An 18,020-nucleotide genomic window follows, 5' to 3' on the forward strand; every position below is an offset into this window, starting at 1 on the left:
CAAGCTAAAATGAAGCAACCTCCACCGACTTGATTGGGCGCTCGGACATGACTCTTGATCGCATCACTTTCGACGACCGAATTATGGGCGGAAAAGCCTGCATTCGAGGACTACGGATTCCCGTCAGTGTCGTCATCAAATTACTGGCTGGCGGCATGAATGTGGACGAAATTTTGGCGGATTATCCCGATCTTGAACGGGAAGATATCCAGCAATGCTTGCTCTATGCGGCAATGCTTGCTAATGACGATGATACCGGACCGGGCGCAGTTGGGGCTGCGTGAATGAAACTCCTGCTCGACATGGGTGTCTCGCTTCATACTGTGGAATATCTGCGGAAAATCGGCCACAACGCCGACCATCTGAGAGCGCGGATTAGCCTACCTCGGTTGGCGGCAATATCATTTTGGATAAAGCGGCAATGGCCCGATTGGCTCTTGCCGCTTCCCTAGTGCGGCCTGGCCGCGGCTTTCGCCGGTTGCTACTCACCGCGACGCAAGCCTTCTTCTTTGCCTGCCCACTTTCGTGGGCCAACGGCCCAACCTGCAAAAGCCAGGGGCATCGCCCCTGGAACGCATCGCTTTATCATCGATCCTGGTCCATTTGGTCTTCAGCACCAAGAATCGCGAACCTTGGATTCGCCCCGCGATGGAATCGGAGTTATTCGCCTACGGCACCACGGTGTTCAAGAATGCCGGCTGTCCGACACTGGCCATGGATGGCATGGCCGATCACATTCACGTTCTATTGAATCTTGCGCGCGTGAAATCGATCGCCGAGATCGTGGAGGAGTTGAAAACCAGCACATCGAAGTGGATCAAAACGAAGGGGGCGGATTTTCGCGGCTTTCATTGGCAGGCCGGTTACGGCGCGTTTTCGGTCAGCCAGTCGAAGGTGGCGGATGTTGTCGGATATATCCAAGCGCAAAAAGAGCATCATCGTGGGCGATCGTTCCAAGATGAATTTCGTGGATTGCTGGAGCGACACAAGATAGCGTTCGATGAGCGATACGTGTGGGATTGATGGGCAGTCGGCGCGCGGCAAGGGGGCGGCAAGACGGGCGGCAAGAGCGCCCCGTTGGGGCTTGAATGAATAATTCTCGCGCCCCGCATCCAGGGGCGTTGCCCCTGGCTATTACAGGTTGGGCCGTTGGCCCACGGCGATGTTGCGTTGCCTCGTAGGTTGGGCCTTCGGCCCACGGCACGATTTGAATAAATATTTGCGATCTAATTCCAGGGGCGTTGCCCCTGGCTATTGCAGGTTGGGCCGTTGGCCCACATGAATGACGATGCCTCTGGCTATGGCGGGGTTGGGCCGTGCGCCCTGTGCCCCGAAGGGGCAACCTGCGCTAGCCCAGCGTCGCAGACTCGCCGTGGTCGAGCCAAGCGCAGCGTCGGCCTGGGTATGCTGGCCGAATGATTCGCCAACGGGGCGCTCTTGCCTTCCTCGGCCGTTGGCCCACGGGACATTTGCCTCTGGCCATTGCGCGCTGGGCCTTCGGCCCAGCGGGGTTACTTGCGCCTCTTCAGCCCCAAGGCCGCTGCACGTGCTGTCGGTAGCCCCCACAGATTCATGAGATGAACTGTAGCGGAGTCAACCGATGAGGAGATTGTGCGATTAGGGGCTTCAGAGAAAGCCGCGTCATAGCAATTTTTGGCCTAGATTTCATCCATATTTTAGCGTTGCAACGGCTTGCTCACCCGTCAGTCGTTTTGTTTCGATTGCCCCAATTCACGACCAAGGAAATCAACCATCGCTTGGAGCAGTTGCTATCGAAGTACGAAGCCCAATTAACTGCGGGCGCAATTTTGGTAGTCGACCCAAATCGGATTCGAGTTAGAATGCTTCCCATTTGGTAAGCCACTTTCAATAATTCCAATGCCGGCGGATGACGAAAGGCTGAACATGGCCGAAATTTCCCTCGCACCTGCAGCGTCTCCACCCGACGGCATTGTCGAACTCGCTGCCGACGTCTCGGGCTCTCGCTTTTACAGCGCCACCATGGCGCCGGTGAATCGCGCCGGCCGGCACTGGGGCATGAAAGATATTGCCGTGCTGTGGATCAGCATGTCGGCGTGTATTCCCACGTACATGCTCGCCTCGGGCCTCATTAACGGCGGCATGAATTGGTGGCAGGCCGTCCTCACCATTTTTCTGGCCAACATGATTGTGCTCCTGCCGATGGTGTTGAACGCGCATGCCGGCACGAAATACGGCATTCCCTTCCCCGTGTATTGCCGCGCCAGCTTTGGTATTCGTGGGGCGAACGTTCCGGCCATGTTGCGGGCACTGGTCGCTTGCGGCTGGTTCGGCATTCAAACGTGGATTGGCGGTGATGCTATTTACCGAATTTTCACTGCGTTTATTCCCAGTTGGGATCAATTGCCCAAATACTTTGGCGATGCCGGCAATTCCAGTTCCGGCGTGAACATTGCACAGCTCGGCTGCTTTTTGGGATTTTGGCTGATCAACATGGGCGTGATTTACATGGGGATCGAGTCAATCCGCATTTTGCTGAACATCAAAGCGCCACTGCTCATTTTGCTCGGATTGGCACTGTTGGCCTGGGCCTATTTCAGCGCTGGCGGATTTGGCGAAATGCTCTCGCGCCCTTCGCAGTTCGCCGCCGGGCAGCCGCAGGAAGGAAAATTTTGGGGCTTCTTCATCCTTGCGCTGACCGGCAACGTTGGCTTTTGGGCCACCCTGGCGCTCAACATTCCCGACTTCAGCCGCTATGCCCGCAGCCAGCACGATCAAATGCTTGGCCAGGCGCTGGGGTTGCCGATCACCATGGCGCTGTATTCATTCATCGGCGTGGCAGTCACGTCGGCGGCATTTGTGATTTACAAAGATTTGCCTGCCGACCAAAAAAAGAACTTGTGGGACCCCGTTTTTCTGCTGTCGCTGTTTCAGAACAAGCCGGTGCTCGTGTTCGCCATGTGCTCGTTGGCCTTGGCCACACTGGCCACGAACATTGCCGCGAATGTCGTCAGCCCGGCCAACGATTTTGCCCACCTGTGGCCGCGGCGCATTACGTTCCGCATTGGCGGATTGATTACCGGCATCATCGGCATTCTGATTCAACCGTGGCGCATTTTGGCCAACTCCCACGTATATATCGACAAGTGGCTGGTTGGATATTCCTCGCTGCTGGGCGCCGTCGGCGGCGTGCTAATTGCCGATTACATTGTCATCCGCCGCACGCGGCTCAATCAGCGCGGTCTGTACGAACGGCCCGGCCCTTATTGGTACGCAAGCGGTTTCAACCTGCTGGCAATTTTTTCGCTGGCGGTGGGCATCGCCCTGTGCATCCCCGGCTTTTTAGCGCAGCTGGGCGTGTTGGCACTGGCGAAAGATGCATCGCCGGCCGCAGCCAGCCTGCCGCGCATCGCCGACTATTGGGGCACGCTGTACGACTTCGCCTGGTTCACCAGCTTCGGCACCGCGTTCGTGCTGTATGTGCTGCTGATGCCGCTGTTTGGGCCAAAAGCTGCTCGCGAATGAGCGCGGGACTGGCGATTTGTGCTACAATTTGGTCGGGCAAGAGCAATGTGAGTTTTATGAATCCCAGCCAGCCAACACCGACCGTTGTTCCCATGGGGGAAGACGTTTTAGATCGGATGGTGCTCGCCGTGGAATTAGTTAAACAACGTCTTCAGCGTGCCACAGCCGCGTTGGAATCGGCAGGAATTAAATATGCAGTCATCGGCGGAAATGCTGTGGCCGCGTGGGTGGCGCAAGTCGATCCGGCGGCGGCCCGGAATACTGTTGATGTCGATTTGCTAGTCGAACGCAGTGATTTTGAAAAGGTTAAATTCGCACTTGCATCGACGGGTTTCGTCCATCGCCATGCAGCCGGAATCGATATGTTTCTCGATGGTCCCAAGGGCAAACCGCGGGAAGCTGTACATGTCGTTTTCGCTGGAGAGAAAGTGCGAAAGGAATATGTTGCGCCTGCGCCGGGTATCGATGAAGTCGGACGCCCGCAGGCCTTCAACGTTTTGTCATTTGATGCGCTGGTGCGAATGAAACTCACGTCATTCCGCAAAAAAGATCAAGTCCATTTGCAGGACATGATCGAAGTCGGCCTGCTCGATTATCCATATCTCGATCGGCTGCAGCCGGAATTAGCCGCGCGGCTCAAAGAGTTGCTCGATCATCCGGAAAGCTGAAGGGCAACCCCACGGTCGCCGCTTTATGATTTGCGTTTATCGACGTTTATTTGCGGCCATTGTTCACAGAGCGCGACCAACGGTCGCGGCTTTATAATCGAATTACGGCGCCGTAATCGCCCCATACGTTTCCGGCCGGCGGTCGCGATAGAACTGCCAGGTGTTGCGCACTTCGCGGATTAAATCCAGGTCGATGTCGGCCAGCACAATTTCGTCTTTGTCGCGGCTGGCCTGGGCCACAATTTGCCCGCGCGGATTGCAGAAATAACTTTGCCCGTAAAACTCGCCAATGCGCCACGGTTCTTCCCAGCCCGGCCGGTTGATGGCACCCACCCAGTACGCATTGGCCACGGCATGCGCCGGCTGCTCCAGCTTCCACAAGTATTCGCTCAAGCCCGCCACTGTGGCCGACGGATTGAAGACAATTTCCGCGCCGTTCAAACCCAAGCAGCGCGCCCCTTCGGGAAAATGCCGATCGTAGCAAATGTAGACGGCCACTTTGCCCACACGGGTATCGAATACCGGGTAGCCCATGTTGCCCGGGCGGAAATAAAACTTTTCCCAAAAGCCGGGATTCACCTGTGGGATGTGGATTTTGCGAAACTTGCCCAGCCATTTGCCATCGGCATCGATGACGCTGGCCGTGTTGTAATACACGCCGCTCATGTCTTCTTCGTAAATCGGCACGACCAGCACCATGTTGTGTTTTTTGGCCAGCTCGCACATCAGCTTGGTCGTGGGGCCATCGGGAATTTTTTCCACTAGGTCGTACCATTTGGTCTCTTGCTCGGCGCAAAAATACGGCCCGTAAAACAGTTCCTGCATGCACAGCACTTGTGCGCCTTTGTCGGCGGCGGCGGCAATCATGGCCACGTGCTTGTCGATCATCGATTTTTTGATTTTCGCCGGCGGGCTGGTCCCCGGTTCGCTGAGTGTGGCCTGAATGAGCGCCCCCTTCACCATGCGTGACATAAATGCGTTCTCCGATTTTTCGTCAAAAATATTGCGTTTGGTATTTCGCTAATGTATGGTAGGGAAAATTGTGCCGATTTCGTTCGGAATCGATTGCCATATCTTAACAATTTGGCTTCCGATGGCTACGGACGAATCGGCGCGAATTTGCTGTCGGCAGGGCAGCCGGCACGCTCAGGAAAGGTTCGGAACGCCTTAACCTGGGCCGTGAAATTGGGAACCGGAACATCACAATCTAGGGGAGAGGCACATGAGACGCACCTTCGCGGCGTTATTGGCAGCGCTATTGCTGCACATCGGGGCACATTCTTTACACGCACAAATTCGCATCACGGAGTGGATGTACGACGCCAAGGCCGGCACCGGCGCGACCGCCGAAGGAGAATATGTCGAGCTCACCAACATCGGCAGCACGTCCATCGACATGACCGGTTGGAGCTATGACGACAGCCACGAAGTGGCCGGCACATTCAGTCTCTCAGCGTTTGGCACGGTCGCCGGAAGCCAATCGGTCATCATTGCCGAGCAAGATGCCGCCGGTTTCCGCACCGCCTGGAACTTGTCGTCCAACGTCGAAGTAATTGGCGATCTGGGCCATCCCACCGGCAACAACTTGGGCCGTAGTGACGAAATGAATATCTTCGACAACACGAACACGTTAGTCGATCGCCTCACATTTAACGACCAAGGCACAGGCAATGCGAAAGGCCCGCGAACGCAAAACTTCAGTGGCAACCCCACCTCACTGGCGGTATTGGGGACCAACAACGCCTCCCAATGGGTGTTGTCCTCCGCCGGCGATGGCTACGGTTCGTACGCTTCCGCCGCGGGCAACATCGGCAGCCCGGGGGTGTTTGTTATTCCCGTGCCCGAGCCTTCTGCGGCCCTGCTAATGCTATTGGGCGGAATCGGTCTGGTTGCCTATCTGAATTGGCGGTGACTGCCGCCAGTTCCGCGTATTTCATATAATACGAGGCTATGGATGACGTACGATTTCGTCGATTGGCATTTTGGGCCTGCATAATTGCCGCAGCGGCCAATGGATTTCTCGTTTTCGTTGTTTTACCTCTGGGCAAACCGATCGTCGTGCCCATCGTTTGCGTCTGCTTGGCGTTACTTACTTTCCTAACGACCGCGGCATCCTTGCGGCGCAAACCTTCGTCGTACCAAACCCTTCCGCCTAATCCCTAACCCCTGCCCCCTTAAATACCATGGCCACTGCCGAAGCAAAAAAACCCACCACACAAATCCCCGACGTCAAACTCCTCATCGGCGGCCAATGGCGTTCGTCCAAAGCCAGCCGTTGGGGTGAAGTGTTCAATCCCTCGCGCGGCAAAGTCATCGCCAAGGTGCCGCTGTGCGGGGCTGACGAAATTGATGCCGCCGTGCAGGCCGCCGCCGCCGCTCTGCCCAAATGGGCCGAAACGCCGGTCGTCGATCGCACCAAGGTCATGTTCCGCATGCGCGAACTCATGGTCAAGCACTTCGACGAGCTCGCTGCCTTGGTCACTCGCGAGCATGGCAAAACCGCCGCCGAAGCCCGGGCCAGCGTGGAGCGCGGCATCGAAATGGTCGAATTCTCCTGCGGCATTCCCAGCCTCATCATGGGCCAGCAGCTCGACAACATCGCCACCAATGTCGACAGCGAAACCAGCCGCCACCCGGTCGGCGTTTGCGTCGGCATCACGCCGTTCAACTTCCCAAGCATGGTTCCGCTGTGGATGTTCCCGGTGGCCATCACCTGCGGCAACACGTTTGTTTTGAAGCCATCGGAAAAGGTGCCGCTCAGTGGAGTGCGCCTGGGCGAATTGTTGATGGAAGCCGGCCTGCCCGCGGGTGTGTTCAACATTGTTCATGGCGATAAAGAATGTGTCGACGCGCTGTGCACGCATCCTTTGGTCCGTGCCATTTCCTTCGTCGGCTCCACGGCGGTCGCCAAGCACGTGTACGAAACCGGAACCAAGCATGGCAAGCGCGTGCAGGCAGCCGGCGGCGCGAAAAACCATCTCATCATTATGCCCGATGCCGATTTGGGTCAGGCCGTCAAAGCCATTCAAGCTTCCGCTTTCGGCTGCGCCGGCGAACGCTGCATGGCCGGCAGTTTGGCCGTGCCCATTGGAGGCATTGCCGATTCGCTGGTGGAAGGTCTCGTGAAAGTCGGCCAGGAGATGAAAGTTGGCCCCACCGACAGCGATGCCACGGTCGATATGGGCCCCGTCATCTCGCAGCAGCACCGCGACAAAGTGGCGTCGTATTTAGATGTCGCCGCCAAAGAAGGGGCCAATGTCGCGCTCGATGGCCGCAAGCGCGATCTGCCCGCCGATGGCTTTTTGCTTGGCCCCAGCGTGGTCGATCAAGTAAAGCCCGGCATGCGGCTGGCCAAGGAAGAAATTTTCGGCCCGGTCCTCTCCGTCATGCGGGCGAAAAACTTGGACGATGCCCTGGCCATGGGCCGCGACTGCGAATACGGCAACGGGGCCTGCATTTTCACCAGCTCCGGCCACGCCGCCCGCGAGTTCAAGCGCCACTTCAACGCCGGCATGATCGGCATCAACGTGGGCGTGCCCGCCCCAATGGCTTGGTTCCCCTTCACCGGCTGGAACAAATCGTTCTTCGGCGATTTGCACATCCAGGGGACCGAAAGCATCGCCTTCTACACCCAGCAAAAAATGACCCTCACCCGCTGGTTCAAATCCGCTAGCGAAGACACCGCCGACCCGGTGTGGAAGATGAAGCGGTGAGGGTTTTTCGGTGGCTTCGAAGCTTTCAAAGAGTTAATGGTTTCGAAAATGAGGATTTACCGTGATGCAAAAATACTGCACTAAACAGTACGTCGCTGAATCGACAACCGATGGCGTGGAAGTCATTATCCATCACAGTAGTCTTCCAGACGACACCACCATGCTGCCGTCGTTTCCAGGAGGATTTGAATGGGGCTATGAAGGAGCCGGACCACGAAGTCTTGCATACGCAATTCTGGCGGAAGCAGTGGCGTCAAGGTTCTGCGAAGAGTTTATGAGAGACGTGATATCCAAAAAATCACTAATTGCGAACCAAGAACCTGCAGTGGTCTTTCACGAAGCCGATGTACTCAGTTGGCTTAAGAACGAACTCAATAGGCGCAACTGGACGCGGAGCGACGTCAAAACATCCGAGTAGAACACGCACCCCCGTGCGTGACACAGGCCCGGAGGGACGATTGCCAATCGACCCCGATCGTCACGGGTGGCACGCCCTGAGTGCCGCCGAAGGGCTTGGTTTGTGCAACCTTGCGCGGCCCATCACGCTCGTCCCCGACTTCGGGCGCGCCACCCTTGCCGAAAATTTCGATTGGTGCGAATCAATTCATCATCTATAATTGTCGTATGAGCACTGCTGAATTACGTCGCGCAATCAAGCAACTGGTCGACAAATTGCCGCCGGATCGGCTGGAATCATTGGCCGGATTTATTGATACGCTCAACCGGCCGCTTACCCGGCGGATCAAACAAGCGGAACGCTCCATCGCCAAAGGCAAGGGTGCCAACTGGCGTAAGGTCCGCAAGGATGTTTGAAGTTATCCTTTCGCCAGAGGCGATGGCGTTCTATGCCTCGGTCGACCGGCCCTTGGCGAAGAAATTGGCCCGCTGTTTTGCTCAACTGGAGCGCGAGCCGCGCCGCCACAATAATATCAAGCGGTTAACGGGAAAGTTTGCCGGCTACATGCGCTATCGCATCGGCGATTGGCGGGTTATCTATCGCACCGACGATATCGCCAACCGTGTCCTAGTCCTGACCATTGCCCATCGTCGTGAAGTTTATGAATAGCCTAACCCGTGCGTGACGCGATCAAAGCTCTGTGTCCCCCCGCGTCCCCTGCGGTTCCATCTCCTTTCGCCGCATAAAAAACTCTCGATTGGTGTGGCTCCAGACATCGTCTATAATTGCTGCATGAGCACCGCGACCTTCACCGCCGTTTTCACCGCCGCGCCCGAAGGCGGCTTTGTGGCCTTCAACCCAGAAACAGGTACGACCACCCAAGGGGAAACGATCGACGAAGCGCTCGTGAATCTGAAAGAGGCAGCGGAGCTCTATCTGGAAGAATTTCCCGCGGCCCGTGTGTGACACGATCAAACCGCTCCCCTACCGGGTCGCGGCTAAACGCTTTTTCGCCCCCCGTCCCCTGCCTTCTGCTTTCTGCCTTCTGCCTACCGCCCGCCGCCTACCGCCCGCCGCCTGCTGCAACCGCTCACTCATCGCTGTCGTCGTCGCCGCGGCTGATGGCGCCGGTCGGATTGGAATTGGCTGACGTGGTTTGATATTCCGGCGGCACTTTCGAAAGCGCATCGTCCGGAGGTTTCGCATACGTGCCGTTGGCGCCGGGAATTTCGACCAGCAAGGTTGTGCAATCCGCCTTCAGCGTATGCTTGGTGTAATCGTTGGTGGCATAATAAATTACGCTGGCGGAGCCCGGGGCGGTAATCAACGTTGGATCGCCATTCACCAGCCCCTGCAACACAGGATGATCTTGCGTGAACCAAATGTAACGCGTGGTCGGCTTCCAAATATTCTGTTTCCACAAATACGCTTTGGCTCCCTTCACCGGCCGGAACTTGGAAAGGTAACTGCCGAAGTTGTCGGGCGCTAATTTGGTGAGGAGCTTTCCCGGCGACAGCACCTCGTTGATGGGGAAAAACGCTTTCCACTTGGAGGCCGGCGTTTCCAACACCACGTACGAAACAAACACGGGCCGATCGCCGGTGTTCAAAACGCATACTTCGCTGTTGCTGTCGGCGGCGACTAATCGGACTTGCACCGCCCCAAAATGGCTCGTGAAAAACTCGTGCCACTGATCGAACGTGAACAGCAAGATAGAGGCAAACACGGTCAAGATGGCCGCCAGGCCCGTCAGGTACGGCAGCGAATTCATGAACCGGTGCTGGTTGTTTTTGCAAACCTGGCAAACGGTGGCGCCGTCGGGAATTTCGCTTTGGCAAAGCCGGCATTTCATAACAGGGCTGGGAGTTGGCATCTGAAGAAACCGCGAACCGCAGGGTGATGAGTCGCGCAGCTTGCGAACCGCTGGCCGATAAAAACAGCGCCTGGAATCGCAGCCCACGCTTGTACGCCAGAATACTTGCCCGAGGCCAACGATTCAATCGTGGGGTAGTGGAACAGTTGCAAATAGCCCGACTGTGCCAGTCGGGGAATTCGGCCATTGGTGCTTGGTCATTCGTCATTGGCCATGCTGGGCGCTCGGCGGCCCTCGACCCCAGCCACCCACCGCGGATTTTAAGGCCTCCAAATATGCTAGGCTTTAACCGGGCGTTCAAGTTCTACTTTCTTCACTCGAAATGGTCGAGGTGCCATCATGGGCGGCGAACCGTATTGGTATTTTGTGAAATACAAGCCCGATTTGGACAGCGTGCTGCAAGAGCTGCGCGATCGCGAATTTCAGGCGGGCCGGTATAATCCCGCGACACCATCTTTGAGCTTCCCGGTTGATCCCAACAGGCCGGGCCCGGGCGCGCAGCACGATTCCATCGAAGAAGCAATGGAAGATGCCGACGCCGACGGCACTCGTAGCATCCTCGATATTCAAACCATTGGCGACGAGCCCAACTTCTTCGTGGCGGCTCCGTTGGAAGAGGCCGAACTGCAAGCCCTGTACGGCACCACGCAGCCCACGCGCAAAATGCTGGAAGACAACATGGATTTCCTGGAAGACATTGATCGCGGCCACTGCAAATATGCGCTGGCCTACAAGGACGGCAGGCCCGACGAAGTAATGTTCGCCGGTTATTCGTTTGATTAAGGCTATTCGTTCGATCGATTAAGGTTAGTCATTCGATTAAGGGGTTATTCGTTCGATTAGCCGATCACACGGCCAGCGTTCTCCCCTCTCCCCTTGCGGGAGAGGGCCGGGGTGAGGGGTGTCCGTCCGACTCGCCCGGGTGCCACTGCTGGATTGCCCGTGAATGTGGAATCGATTTCTGTATAGCCTTGATCTACCCCTGGGCCCATCTATAGCTTCCGACTGCAAGCCAATGTCAGCTTGCGGCATCGGCTACCAAGAATCTCTTTCGTACTTCCCACTGCTGAACAAGTAGTGGCACCGGCGAAAACGCATGACTTGTGATATAATCGCCGTGGAGGCACTTATGAACGATTATGATTCCATCCTGGCGGCGGCGTCTAGCATGCCCATCGCCGATCAGCTCCGGCTCATCGATGAATTGGCCGCTAGCGTGCCGGACGATCAGCCTCCCACGCTCTCTAAACAATGGCTGGCGGAAATCGAACGCCGCTCGGCCGAAATCGATTCCGGCACGGTCACTACGCAACCCTGGCCCGAAGTCCGCCAACAGCTTTTCTCGCAAGTGGGCTTGAAACGTGCGGATTGATTTTCATCCGGCGGCCACCGAAGAATTGTTAAGCTCAGCCGCGTGGTATCAAGAGCGCAGCGAAATCGCCGCCCAGCGGTTCGCGCAATGGTGGTGAACGAAGCGATCTCTAAAATTGCCGCCGCCCCGGAACGTTTCGCGATGGTCGATAAACGCCACCGAGCGTGCAGCTTGGTTGGCTTCCCATTTCAAGCTGTCTTTCGGCACGACCACGATCGGATTTGTATAGTGGCCATCGCCCACGCCAAGCGCCGGCCCGGTTATTGGCGAACCCGCAAATAAAGGTTACGCTAAGAAAATCCGCCAGCGAAAACGACGAAGCGGAGTTGAGTTGAACTAGTAATCAGTCGTAAATCACCGCCAAATACGGCCATGAAGATTTTCATTAGCTCTACGGTGTACGACCTTATTGATATCCGTGCAGAGATATCTGCACTTTTTGAATTGTTCGGCATTGCTTCAATTCTTTCAGACGACAAGCTCTCGGATTTCCAAGTTCGACCTGATAGAAACTCTATTGAAACCTGTCTGGTCAATGTCGAGAAAAGCGACGATGTGATCGTGATACTAGATCAACGACATGGACTTCGGCTTGCTCAGTTTTTTAAAGGAACACAGCTCACTTCGTGGAAAAAATCGGCATTCTAACTGGTATCACACTTATCACACTTTTACTAGCTCAGCCGATTTAAAAGCTTCATTGAGACGGCAATTTGAACCAACAGTTACTCGCGACCGTTTGATTGCAGCAATATCAGAAAACCGATTTCCGCTTTTTACGGTTAGCGTGGATGTTGAGCCAATTACGATTGGACATCGTCAGTCAATGAACATTCGAGCACTTGTAAAAAACATCGGCTGCGCAGCAGCGTTCAATTTTATTGTTCATTGGAAGGAAACCGAAAAAAACAATCGAATTCAAACATTTTCGCTCCCGGTCAGGAAATTCCCATGACGCTTGTGTATCCTCTGCAAGAAACTCGCGGAAATGTTGCGACCGAGCTGATATTGAACTATGAAAGCTCGATGGGTATCGCGGTTACCGATATATTTGAGGTCGGTGCGAATTATATTGGTGGACTGCGACCGTCTGGAATGTCTGGAGCGCGTCTGATAAATCGGAATTTCAAGAGGTCCACCAACATTTTATTGAACCTCGACGAGTTGTGAGAATCCTCTTCCACTAATGCAGCCAAATGGATCACGCACAGTTGTTTACATCAGGCAACGTCGCGATCGAATTCTCCCTCTCCCCTTGCGGGAGAGGGCCGGGGTGAGGGGTAGCACACTCAGAGCGGTAACCCGTTACATCGCGGGCCGGATGGTGGGTCAAGTGGCACTCCTGGCTTGCCAGCCATCGGCATCGGCTTGTCGGCAAACCCAACGGTTTTGGTTTTTACCGGAAAGCAGGAGCGATGGTCGTGGAAGGATTCAGTGGCGCAGGCGCTGGAACTTGCTCAATGACGTTGGGAACCAGCATCAGTTCGGCGCGCTGTCGCGATAAATTTTCGATTTCCAACTTCCGAATCTGGTTTTGCAGTTCGACCAGGACCTGTTTCTGAACTTCCGGCTTGAGTGTTTCAAAACTATCTAACTGTTGCCGCAAAGCTGGCGAAATCGCAGCTTCAGCGGCTTTGCGTAACGGTTTCGGAGGTGCCACCAATTCTGTTGCAGAGGGCGTCTGCCCATTTAGGGCAATCGCCAGGATAGTAAGCGTGAGTCGTGAAAAACTATCCTCACCGCCTGGCAGAACCCAAACGTATTTATCGCAGTGCGAGCCGACAAACTTGGCGCACTTGGGAACGTCGCACTTTCTGCCCACGGAAAACCAGCCCGGCCGCGGAATGAGCGACTCGCTGCAATCGATGCAGAAATCATCGTGCAAGAACTTGCAACATGCCGCTTGAGTAGGATCGCCGAGTTGACGCACCCCGACGGCATATTGGTACACGACGCGCATCGCATCCAGCCGCGCACCGCCGCAAATAGGATCCAGCTTCCAGTTGCCATTCCAATGGCGCACCGCCGAGGGCGTAAACACTTCGGACATCAGCGTAAACGGATTCCACAGCAAATTTACGGTCGCCGTGGCCGTGCTGTCGACCACCAACGTCCCTTGCTCGACTTCCGAAAACGAGGGCAGCGCCATTGGATCGGATTCAAACATCGCCAAATTATCGAGCACTTGCTGATACTGCAAATCGAGCACGCTCGCCGTTTGCTGCATGGTGTTATGCCGCAATTGCAAATTGCCGCAGCCGGCCGGCAATAGGCAAATTGCAATGACGATGGCTGAAAATAGCTTCATGGCAGCAAGTTGCTGTTGAAAGGCCGGAATGCGGGAATCATCGAATCCGCGGGATTAATTTGCTGCTCGGAAGTCGACGGCAACAGAAGCACAGAGGGTTGCGATTGGCGTAACTTTTCCAAATCGTTGACATCGTTCCGCAGCGCGTCAACTTGATCTTGCAGGGTCTTCGCGTTGCTGCCATCAGCCCGTTCCATAGTGCGATTAACCTGTTCCATAGTGCGATCAACGGATTCGTTAATCGAGTTGTAGACGTCGGAAGCAAGCGTAACGGAGCCTTTGGTGGCCTTCGGCGTGGCTAAAGCAATATCAAAAATAGTAATCGCGAGACGGGCTAAACTATCTTCACCCCCCGGCAATACCCACACATACGTGTCGCAATGATGACCGACATAATGGGCGGCATGCGGGACCTGATGTTTTTTTCCAACGGCGTACCATCCCGGCGGAGGAATTAACATTTGATTGCAGGCACATGGCGCCTGCTTATCTTTCAATAAGTCGATGCAGCCTGGGCATTGATTGGTCAGGGGCGCGAAGCCAGTGGCCTGCTGATAAACGCAGCGCATGGCATTTAATTTGTACGGACTATTCACCGGCTCCAATGTCCAACTGTCGCTCGTTTTGTGCTGCAGCATGGGCATGAATGCTTCGCTAACGAGCGTAAACGGATTCCAAGTTAAAGGCACGTTTGTCTGTGCCAGGCTGTCGGACTGCGCCACTCCGTTGTTGATGAGCGAGCAGAATGGCACCGCCGCAGGATTCTCTTGGAACATCGCCAGATTATCCAAAACCTGCTGGTATTGGAGATCGCGCACAATATCCGCCTGATTCAGCGACAACCTCTGAATCTGTGCGGTTTGACAACCGCACGATAAGGCAATTAGCGCAGCGATGAATGGCAAATCGCGCATGATGCGGCTCCATCCGCTTCCGCGTGACAGAAAGATCCCTCCAAGGAAGTAGTCGGGCAACTAACTGCCCCGATTGATGGTTTTCGTGGCCGACCGCACATCTTATTGCTCAGTGTTCGGGTGGTGACCGCGGAGCTTCTGAAGTCGAAAAGATCGCCATAAGCGGTAATGCCTACGGCGTCGGCATAGTCCCTTCGCCGGGTCCTGGGCGCTCCGCCCACGGCTTGCATGGGCGTGAATATCGCAGCAAGCAGCTATGGCGGCCCACGTAATCGGCGGGCAGAGACTTCTCGCTATCTGCCGGCGGCAACTCGGCACATCCGCACGACAGCGTGGCCCAAAAACGCGCTTGCTGCGGCCTCTGAATTCATGTAGTGTACATTTGTTTAAATTTGCGTATTGTATACGCATTGCGGCCGAGCGGCCGATAAGATTTCGCCAGAGAAAATAGAAGGACTAATGCGGCGACCGAAGCGGTTTCGCAACGGTGAGACAACACTAATGGGATGCCGCGACCGCCCTTCAAACGACATCAATAATTGATCAACAATGCACACCCTGGGACGAAAACTCGCTGAGTTCTGTCACGCCTCGCTGCAGCGCGGCCCGCGAATTTCTCGGGAGCCGCGGGCCGCCTTGGCGACAAATCGACTTGGTTCTGTGGCCCCAGAAAAAATCCGGGACAAAACACAGGCCGCGCACTCGCTCTTTGGCGCCGTGTGGCATAAAATCGCGGGGATGTCGCGAGAAACATGGAATGCTGTGGAGCGGTACTTCGTCGATTTATTGGTGCAGCCGGATGCCGCGCTGAATGCGGCGGTGGCCGATAGCGAAGCGGCCGGATTGCCGGCGATCGCAGTGACGCCCAATTTGGGAAAGCTGTTGATGCTGCTGGCGCAAACCGTCGGTGCGCGAAATATTTTGGAAATTGGAACTTTAGGCGGATACAGCACCATTTGGATGGCCCGGGCGCTGCCGGCCGGCGGTCGGCTGATTACGCTGGAAGCAGAAGCCAAGCACGCCGAGATTGCGCGAAAGAACATTGCCCGAGCGGGCGTGGCCGACAGGGTTGAGCTGCGATTAGGGAAGGCGCTAGATACGTTGCCCCAATTGAGCGCCGAAGGGCGCGGGCCGTTTGATTTGATTTTTATTGATGCGGACAAGGAAAATAATGCCGAGTATTTTCGATGGGGATTAAAGCTTTCTCGTCACGGAAGTTTGATTGTGATTGACAACGTCGTGCGCAACGGCGCGGTGATTGATCGGGGTACGAATGATGCAAGTGTGGAAGGAGTACGCCGCTGCAATGAACTTATGGCGGTGGAACCACGCGTTTCGGTCACGGCCCTGCAAACCGTGGGAAGCAAAGGCTACGACGGTTTTGCCGTGGCGCGAGTGATTTCGTAAATCAATTCATCATTCCGGAAAACACATTCAGAGGAGCCTTGATCAATGCCCTTCGTCGCCGGCTTGGGAATTTTTTGGGTTTTGGTCATCCTGGCAGCGTCGATTTTTTGGATTTGGATGCTGATCGATGCGTTGGTGAATCCGCGTTTGGAAGGCGTAGAGAAATTGATCTGGGTACTCGTGGTTTTATTCCTGCACTTCTTGGGGGCGATTTTGTATTTTGTGATCGGCCGCCAGCAGCGAACGGTGTGAATTGCACCGACGGTGCGGACCTTAGCGGGCACATTTACGGCATATTTGTGGAAATCGCTTCGGCTTTCGCCGACGTGAACTCGATGCCAAACGCTAGCCGAACAATACGAACAGATAGATAATGCGCGTACGGCTTAAGGCCGATTGCAAGCCGCACAAACCATCCAGGTCTTTCTACATGCGAGGTTTCCCATGCGTCGAGTATTATTCGCGATTGTAGCGGTCATGGCGCTGATTGATGTGGCCCCTGTGAATGCGGGCTGGACGATTGCGCCGCCGGGAACGGAAAAATCGAAAGACATCAAAGAGTTGGATATTCTCGATCGCCCGAACCGCGTGCTGCACTTTTACGGTGATGCCGTGCGGTTGGCGAATCGCCGACGCGAAGCGAAGTGAGAAAGCCGAAAACCGCGTTGATTTAATCAACTCGGTTCGGCCGGGCCAAGATTAACGCCGAGCATGCGAATACTCCAGTGTGGACGTTGACAGGCCACGTGTTATAGATGTGAGGTATGCGCATGTTTACTGGCCTGCTTGCGTTTGGCGCGTTTCATAGCTTGTTGGGGATTCTGTACTTCATTTTTTGGATTTGCATGCTGGTAAATTGTTTGAAGAATCCAAAATTGGAAGGTACGGAAAAACTCATTTGGGTGCTAGTGATTATCTTTCTGCCTCTGCTGGGTGCGCTATTGTATTTATTCATTGCCCACGAACGACGGGCTACTTAAACACATGCCTTTTGCGGCCCTGTGGTACCGGGCAACAGTAATAAAAAACCCGGTATGCGGTTTGCTCCTCCAGCATGGCATCGCAGAATGATCGCACAATTTCAACGAGGGAGCGACCGGCCATGCCGCAAAATCTACCGGTAATTAATTTCAACTTCGATACATTGCATCCAGCGGTGTTGGTACTGTTGGGTGCGATAGTGTTGTTGTTCGGGCGATCTTTATTTTGGGCATGCATCGCCATTATCGGCTTTCTGCTGGGTATGGCCTTGGCCAACGAATGGCTGGCGGATAAAGCAGAATGGATTCGGCTTGTAGCGGCCCTTGGAGCTGGTGTTCTGGGCGCAATTTTGGGGATTTTGATCGAGCGGCTGGCGTTTGCGATTGCCGGATTTTTTGCCGGCGGATATTTGGCCATCGCGCTGGCAGCGCGGCTACATGCCGGCGGCAATCCCGATATTTATTGGATTGTCGGCGGCATTATCGGCGCCATTGTTGCGGCAATGGTAATGGATTGGGCAATTATTGTGCTTTCCAGCCTGGCTGGCGCGGCGGCAATCCTAACACCATTTCAAACGAAACTCGACGACCGGATGCTGCCTGTGGCGTTTTTGGTGTTGGCCGTCATCGGCATTGTGTTTCAGGGCCGAAGGCTGATTGGCCGCCGAGCGACAACACCCCCCTGCGGACCGCCTGCCGCTCCTGCATCATAAATCAGCGAAGTCTGAGCTAGACGATGCAGCTCTTCATCGGTCAGGATTGTTTTCAGATTTGCCGATTTCGTGGCAAGATGCTTGCGACCGCGGCAACATTTGTGTGGCACATCACAAGATTTGGTCAAAAATGCATTACGCGCCCTGGACCTTGCGAACGATCGGTACCGG

General features: G+C 55.3%; 23 protein-coding genes. 18 read left to right on the forward strand and 5 right to left on the reverse strand.

What is annotated here, in order from left to right; translation table 11 throughout:
* Nucleotides 1-47 precede the first annotated feature (47 nt).
* The 4 genes from VFE46_15290 to VFE46_15305 all read left to right on the forward strand — a co-directional run bounded on the left by VFE46_15290 (nt 48) and on the right by VFE46_15305 (nt 4,172).
* Complete coding sequence (locus VFE46_15290; GenBank protein ID HZZ29360.1) at nt 48-284, forward strand: DUF433 domain-containing protein; 237 nt, start codon at nt 48-50, stop codon at nt 282-284.
* A 241-nt stretch (nt 285-525) separates the two neighbouring features.
* Complete coding sequence (gene tnpA, locus VFE46_15295; protein ID HZZ29361.1) at nt 526-1,023, forward strand: IS200/IS605 family transposase; 498 nt, start codon at nt 526-528, stop codon at nt 1,021-1,023.
* Nucleotides 1,024-1,905: 882 nt separating this feature from the next.
* Nucleotides 1,906-3,504 carry an NCS1 family nucleobase:cation symporter-1 gene (locus tag VFE46_15300; GenBank protein ID HZZ29362.1) on the forward strand — a complete coding sequence of 533 codons (1,599 nt, stop codon included), beginning with the start codon at nt 1,906-1,908 and terminating at the stop codon, nt 3,502-3,504.
* A complete protein-coding gene (locus VFE46_15305) occupies nt 3,501-4,172 on the forward strand; it encodes a hypothetical protein (protein ID HZZ29363.1) in 672 nt (223 codons plus the stop codon). The genes VFE46_15300 and VFE46_15305 overlap by 4 nt, the downstream gene beginning before the upstream one ends.
* Before the next feature lie 102 nt (nt 4,173-4,274).
* On the opposite strand, the gene VFE46_15310 is transcribed toward VFE46_15305, so the two are convergent.
* A complete protein-coding gene (locus VFE46_15310) occupies nt 4,275-5,144 on the reverse strand; it encodes a nitrilase-related carbon-nitrogen hydrolase (protein ID HZZ29364.1) in 870 nt (289 codons plus the stop codon).
* Between the two features lie 250 nt (nt 5,145-5,394).
* On the opposite strand from VFE46_15310, the gene VFE46_15315 reads away from it, so the two are divergent.
* The 6 genes from VFE46_15315 (at nt 5,395) to VFE46_15340 (ending at nt 9,248) form a co-directional block, all read left to right on the forward strand.
* Nucleotides 5,395-6,084: a lamin tail domain-containing protein gene (locus VFE46_15315; GenBank protein HZZ29365.1), complete on the forward strand. Its 690-nt coding sequence runs from the start codon at nt 5,395-5,397 to the stop codon at nt 6,082-6,084.
* Nucleotides 6,085-6,355: 271 nt separating this feature from the next.
* Nucleotides 6,356-7,885 (forward strand): CoA-acylating methylmalonate-semialdehyde dehydrogenase, encoded by a 1,530-nt coding sequence (locus VFE46_15320; GenBank protein HZZ29366.1) that lies wholly within the window; start codon nt 6,356-6,358, stop codon nt 7,883-7,885.
* 64 nt (nt 7,886-7,949) lie between these two features.
* The gene (locus VFE46_15325) at nt 7,950-8,303 is read left to right on the forward strand and encodes a DUF6166 domain-containing protein (protein HZZ29367.1); all 354 of its coding nucleotides are present in this window, start codon (nt 7,950-7,952) and stop codon (nt 8,301-8,303) included.
* A gap of 206 nt (nt 8,304-8,509) precedes the next feature.
* Nucleotides 8,510-8,698 (forward strand): hypothetical protein, encoded by a 189-nt coding sequence (locus VFE46_15330; protein ID HZZ29368.1) that lies wholly within the window; start codon nt 8,510-8,512, stop codon nt 8,696-8,698.
* A complete protein-coding gene (locus tag VFE46_15335; GenBank protein ID HZZ29369.1) occupies nt 8,691-8,951 on the forward strand; it encodes a type II toxin-antitoxin system RelE/ParE family toxin in 261 nt (86 codons plus the stop codon). The genes VFE46_15330 and VFE46_15335 overlap by 8 nt, the downstream gene beginning before the upstream one ends.
* Nucleotides 8,952-9,074: 123 nt before the next feature.
* A complete protein-coding gene (locus tag VFE46_15340) occupies nt 9,075-9,248 on the forward strand; it encodes a hypothetical protein (protein ID HZZ29370.1) in 174 nt (57 codons plus the stop codon).
* Between the two features lie 124 nt (nt 9,249-9,372).
* On the opposite strand, the gene VFE46_15345 is transcribed toward VFE46_15340, so the two are convergent.
* Nucleotides 9,373-10,134, reverse strand: a complete 762-nt coding sequence (locus VFE46_15345; GenBank protein HZZ29371.1) for a hypothetical protein — start codon at nt 10,132-10,134, stop codon at nt 9,373-9,375.
* A 360-nt stretch (nt 10,135-10,494) separates the two neighbouring features.
* On the opposite strand from VFE46_15345, the gene VFE46_15350 reads away from it, so the two are divergent.
* Both VFE46_15350 and VFE46_15355 read left to right on the forward strand, forming a co-directional pair.
* Nucleotides 10,495-10,938 (forward strand): hypothetical protein, encoded by a 444-nt coding sequence (locus VFE46_15350; GenBank protein ID HZZ29372.1) that lies wholly within the window; start codon nt 10,495-10,497, stop codon nt 10,936-10,938.
* 346 nt (nt 10,939-11,284) lie between these two features.
* On the forward strand, nt 11,285-11,527 hold the full coding sequence (locus tag VFE46_15355; protein HZZ29373.1) for an addiction module protein: 243 nt from the start codon (nt 11,285-11,287) through the stop codon (nt 11,525-11,527).
* Nucleotides 11,528-11,575: 48 nt separating this feature from the next.
* Here VFE46_15355 and VFE46_15360 read toward each other — a convergent pair whose 3' ends face one another.
* Nucleotides 11,576-11,770, reverse strand: a complete 195-nt coding sequence (locus VFE46_15360) for a hypothetical protein (GenBank protein ID HZZ29374.1) — start codon at nt 11,768-11,770, stop codon at nt 11,576-11,578.
* A 337-nt stretch (nt 11,771-12,107) separates the two neighbouring features.
* On the opposite strand from VFE46_15360, the gene VFE46_15365 reads away from it, so the two are divergent.
* Nucleotides 12,108-12,482: a hypothetical protein gene (locus VFE46_15365; GenBank protein ID HZZ29375.1), complete on the forward strand. Its 375-nt coding sequence runs from the start codon at nt 12,108-12,110 to the stop codon at nt 12,480-12,482.
* Nucleotides 12,483-12,923: 441 nt separating this feature from the next.
* On the opposite strand, the gene VFE46_15370 is transcribed toward VFE46_15365, so the two are convergent.
* Together VFE46_15370 and VFE46_15375 are read right to left on the reverse strand one after the other, a co-directional pair.
* Nucleotides 12,924-13,835, reverse strand: a complete 912-nt coding sequence (locus VFE46_15370) for a hypothetical protein (protein ID HZZ29376.1) — start codon at nt 13,833-13,835, stop codon at nt 12,924-12,926.
* Nucleotides 13,832-14,749 carry a hypothetical protein gene (locus VFE46_15375; GenBank protein HZZ29377.1) on the reverse strand — a complete coding sequence of 306 codons (918 nt, stop codon included), beginning with the start codon at nt 14,747-14,749 and terminating at the stop codon, nt 13,832-13,834. Before VFE46_15375 ends, VFE46_15370 begins: the two co-directional genes overlap by 4 nt.
* Before the next feature lie 738 nt (nt 14,750-15,487).
* Here VFE46_15375 and VFE46_15380 point away from each other — a divergent pair.
* The 5 genes from VFE46_15380 (at nt 15,488) to VFE46_15400 (ending at nt 17,849) form a co-directional block, all read left to right on the forward strand.
* Nucleotides 15,488-16,156 (forward strand): O-methyltransferase, encoded by a 669-nt coding sequence (locus tag VFE46_15380; GenBank protein HZZ29378.1) that lies wholly within the window; start codon nt 15,488-15,490, stop codon nt 16,154-16,156.
* Nucleotides 16,157-16,201: 45 nt separating this feature from the next.
* Complete coding sequence (locus tag VFE46_15385; GenBank protein HZZ29379.1) at nt 16,202-16,408, forward strand: PLDc N-terminal domain-containing protein; 207 nt, start codon at nt 16,202-16,204, stop codon at nt 16,406-16,408.
* Nucleotides 16,409-16,600: 192 nt separating this feature from the next.
* The gene (locus VFE46_15390; GenBank protein HZZ29380.1) at nt 16,601-16,804 is read left to right on the forward strand and encodes a hypothetical protein; all 204 of its coding nucleotides are present in this window, start codon (nt 16,601-16,603) and stop codon (nt 16,802-16,804) included.
* Between the two features lie 122 nt (nt 16,805-16,926).
* A complete protein-coding gene (locus VFE46_15395) occupies nt 16,927-17,136 on the forward strand; it encodes a PLDc N-terminal domain-containing protein (GenBank protein HZZ29381.1) in 210 nt (69 codons plus the stop codon).
* Between the two features lie 122 nt (nt 17,137-17,258).
* Nucleotides 17,259-17,849 (forward strand): DUF4203 domain-containing protein, encoded by a 591-nt coding sequence (locus tag VFE46_15400; protein ID HZZ29382.1) that lies wholly within the window; start codon nt 17,259-17,261, stop codon nt 17,847-17,849.
* Nucleotides 17,850-18,020: the final 171 nt, after the last annotated feature.

The sequence above is a fragment of the Pirellulales bacterium genome, assembly GCA_035656635.1.
Classification (GTDB): domain Bacteria; phylum Planctomycetota; class Planctomycetia; order Pirellulales; family JADZDJ01; genus DATJYL01.

Excerpts from the sequence above, each read along its gene's own strand:
- VFE46_15290 (HZZ29360.1), top strand. The coding sequence starts at position 48 with ATGACTCTTGATCGCATCACTTTCGACGACCGAATTATGGGCGGAAAA.
- VFE46_15300 (HZZ29362.1), top strand. The coding sequence starts at position 1,906 with ATGGCCGAAATTTCCCTCGCACCTGCAGCGTCTCCACCCGACGGCATT.
- VFE46_15305 (HZZ29363.1), top strand. The coding sequence starts at position 3,501 with ATGAGCGCGGGACTGGCGATTTGTGCTACAATTTGGTCGGGCAAGAGC.
- VFE46_15310 (HZZ29364.1), bottom strand. The coding sequence starts at position 5,144 with ATGTCACGCATGGTGAAGGGGGCGCTCATTCAGGCCACACTCAGCGAA.
- VFE46_15315 (HZZ29365.1), top strand. The coding sequence starts at position 5,395 with ATGAGACGCACCTTCGCGGCGTTATTGGCAGCGCTATTGCTGCACATC.
- VFE46_15320 (HZZ29366.1), top strand. The coding sequence starts at position 6,356 with ATGGCCACTGCCGAAGCAAAAAAACCCACCACACAAATCCCCGACGTC.
- VFE46_15325 (HZZ29367.1), top strand. The coding sequence starts at position 7,950 with ATGCAAAAATACTGCACTAAACAGTACGTCGCTGAATCGACAACCGAT.
- VFE46_15330 (HZZ29368.1), top strand. The coding sequence starts at position 8,510 with ATGAGCACTGCTGAATTACGTCGCGCAATCAAGCAACTGGTCGACAAA.
- VFE46_15335 (HZZ29369.1), top strand. The coding sequence starts at position 8,691 with ATGTTTGAAGTTATCCTTTCGCCAGAGGCGATGGCGTTCTATGCCTCG.
- VFE46_15340 (HZZ29370.1), top strand. The coding sequence starts at position 9,075 with ATGAGCACCGCGACCTTCACCGCCGTTTTCACCGCCGCGCCCGAAGGC.
- VFE46_15345 (HZZ29371.1), bottom strand. The coding sequence starts at position 10,134 with ATGAAATGCCGGCTTTGCCAAAGCGAAATTCCCGACGGCGCCACCGTT.
- VFE46_15350 (HZZ29372.1), top strand. The coding sequence starts at position 10,495 with ATGGGCGGCGAACCGTATTGGTATTTTGTGAAATACAAGCCCGATTTG.
- VFE46_15355 (HZZ29373.1), top strand. The coding sequence starts at position 11,285 with ATGAACGATTATGATTCCATCCTGGCGGCGGCGTCTAGCATGCCCATC.
- VFE46_15365 (HZZ29375.1), top strand. The coding sequence starts at position 12,108 with ATGGACTTCGGCTTGCTCAGTTTTTTAAAGGAACACAGCTCACTTCGT.
- VFE46_15370 (HZZ29376.1), bottom strand. The coding sequence starts at position 13,835 with ATGAAGCTATTTTCAGCCATCGTCATTGCAATTTGCCTATTGCCGGCC.
- VFE46_15375 (HZZ29377.1), bottom strand. The coding sequence starts at position 14,749 with ATGCGCGATTTGCCATTCATCGCTGCGCTAATTGCCTTATCGTGCGGT.
- VFE46_15380 (HZZ29378.1), top strand. The coding sequence starts at position 15,488 with ATGTCGCGAGAAACATGGAATGCTGTGGAGCGGTACTTCGTCGATTTA.
- VFE46_15385 (HZZ29379.1), top strand. The coding sequence starts at position 16,202 with ATGCCCTTCGTCGCCGGCTTGGGAATTTTTTGGGTTTTGGTCATCCTG.
- VFE46_15390 (HZZ29380.1), top strand. The coding sequence starts at position 16,601 with ATGCGTCGAGTATTATTCGCGATTGTAGCGGTCATGGCGCTGATTGAT.
- VFE46_15395 (HZZ29381.1), top strand. The coding sequence starts at position 16,927 with ATGTTTACTGGCCTGCTTGCGTTTGGCGCGTTTCATAGCTTGTTGGGG.
- VFE46_15400 (HZZ29382.1), top strand. The coding sequence starts at position 17,259 with ATGCCGCAAAATCTACCGGTAATTAATTTCAACTTCGATACATTGCAT.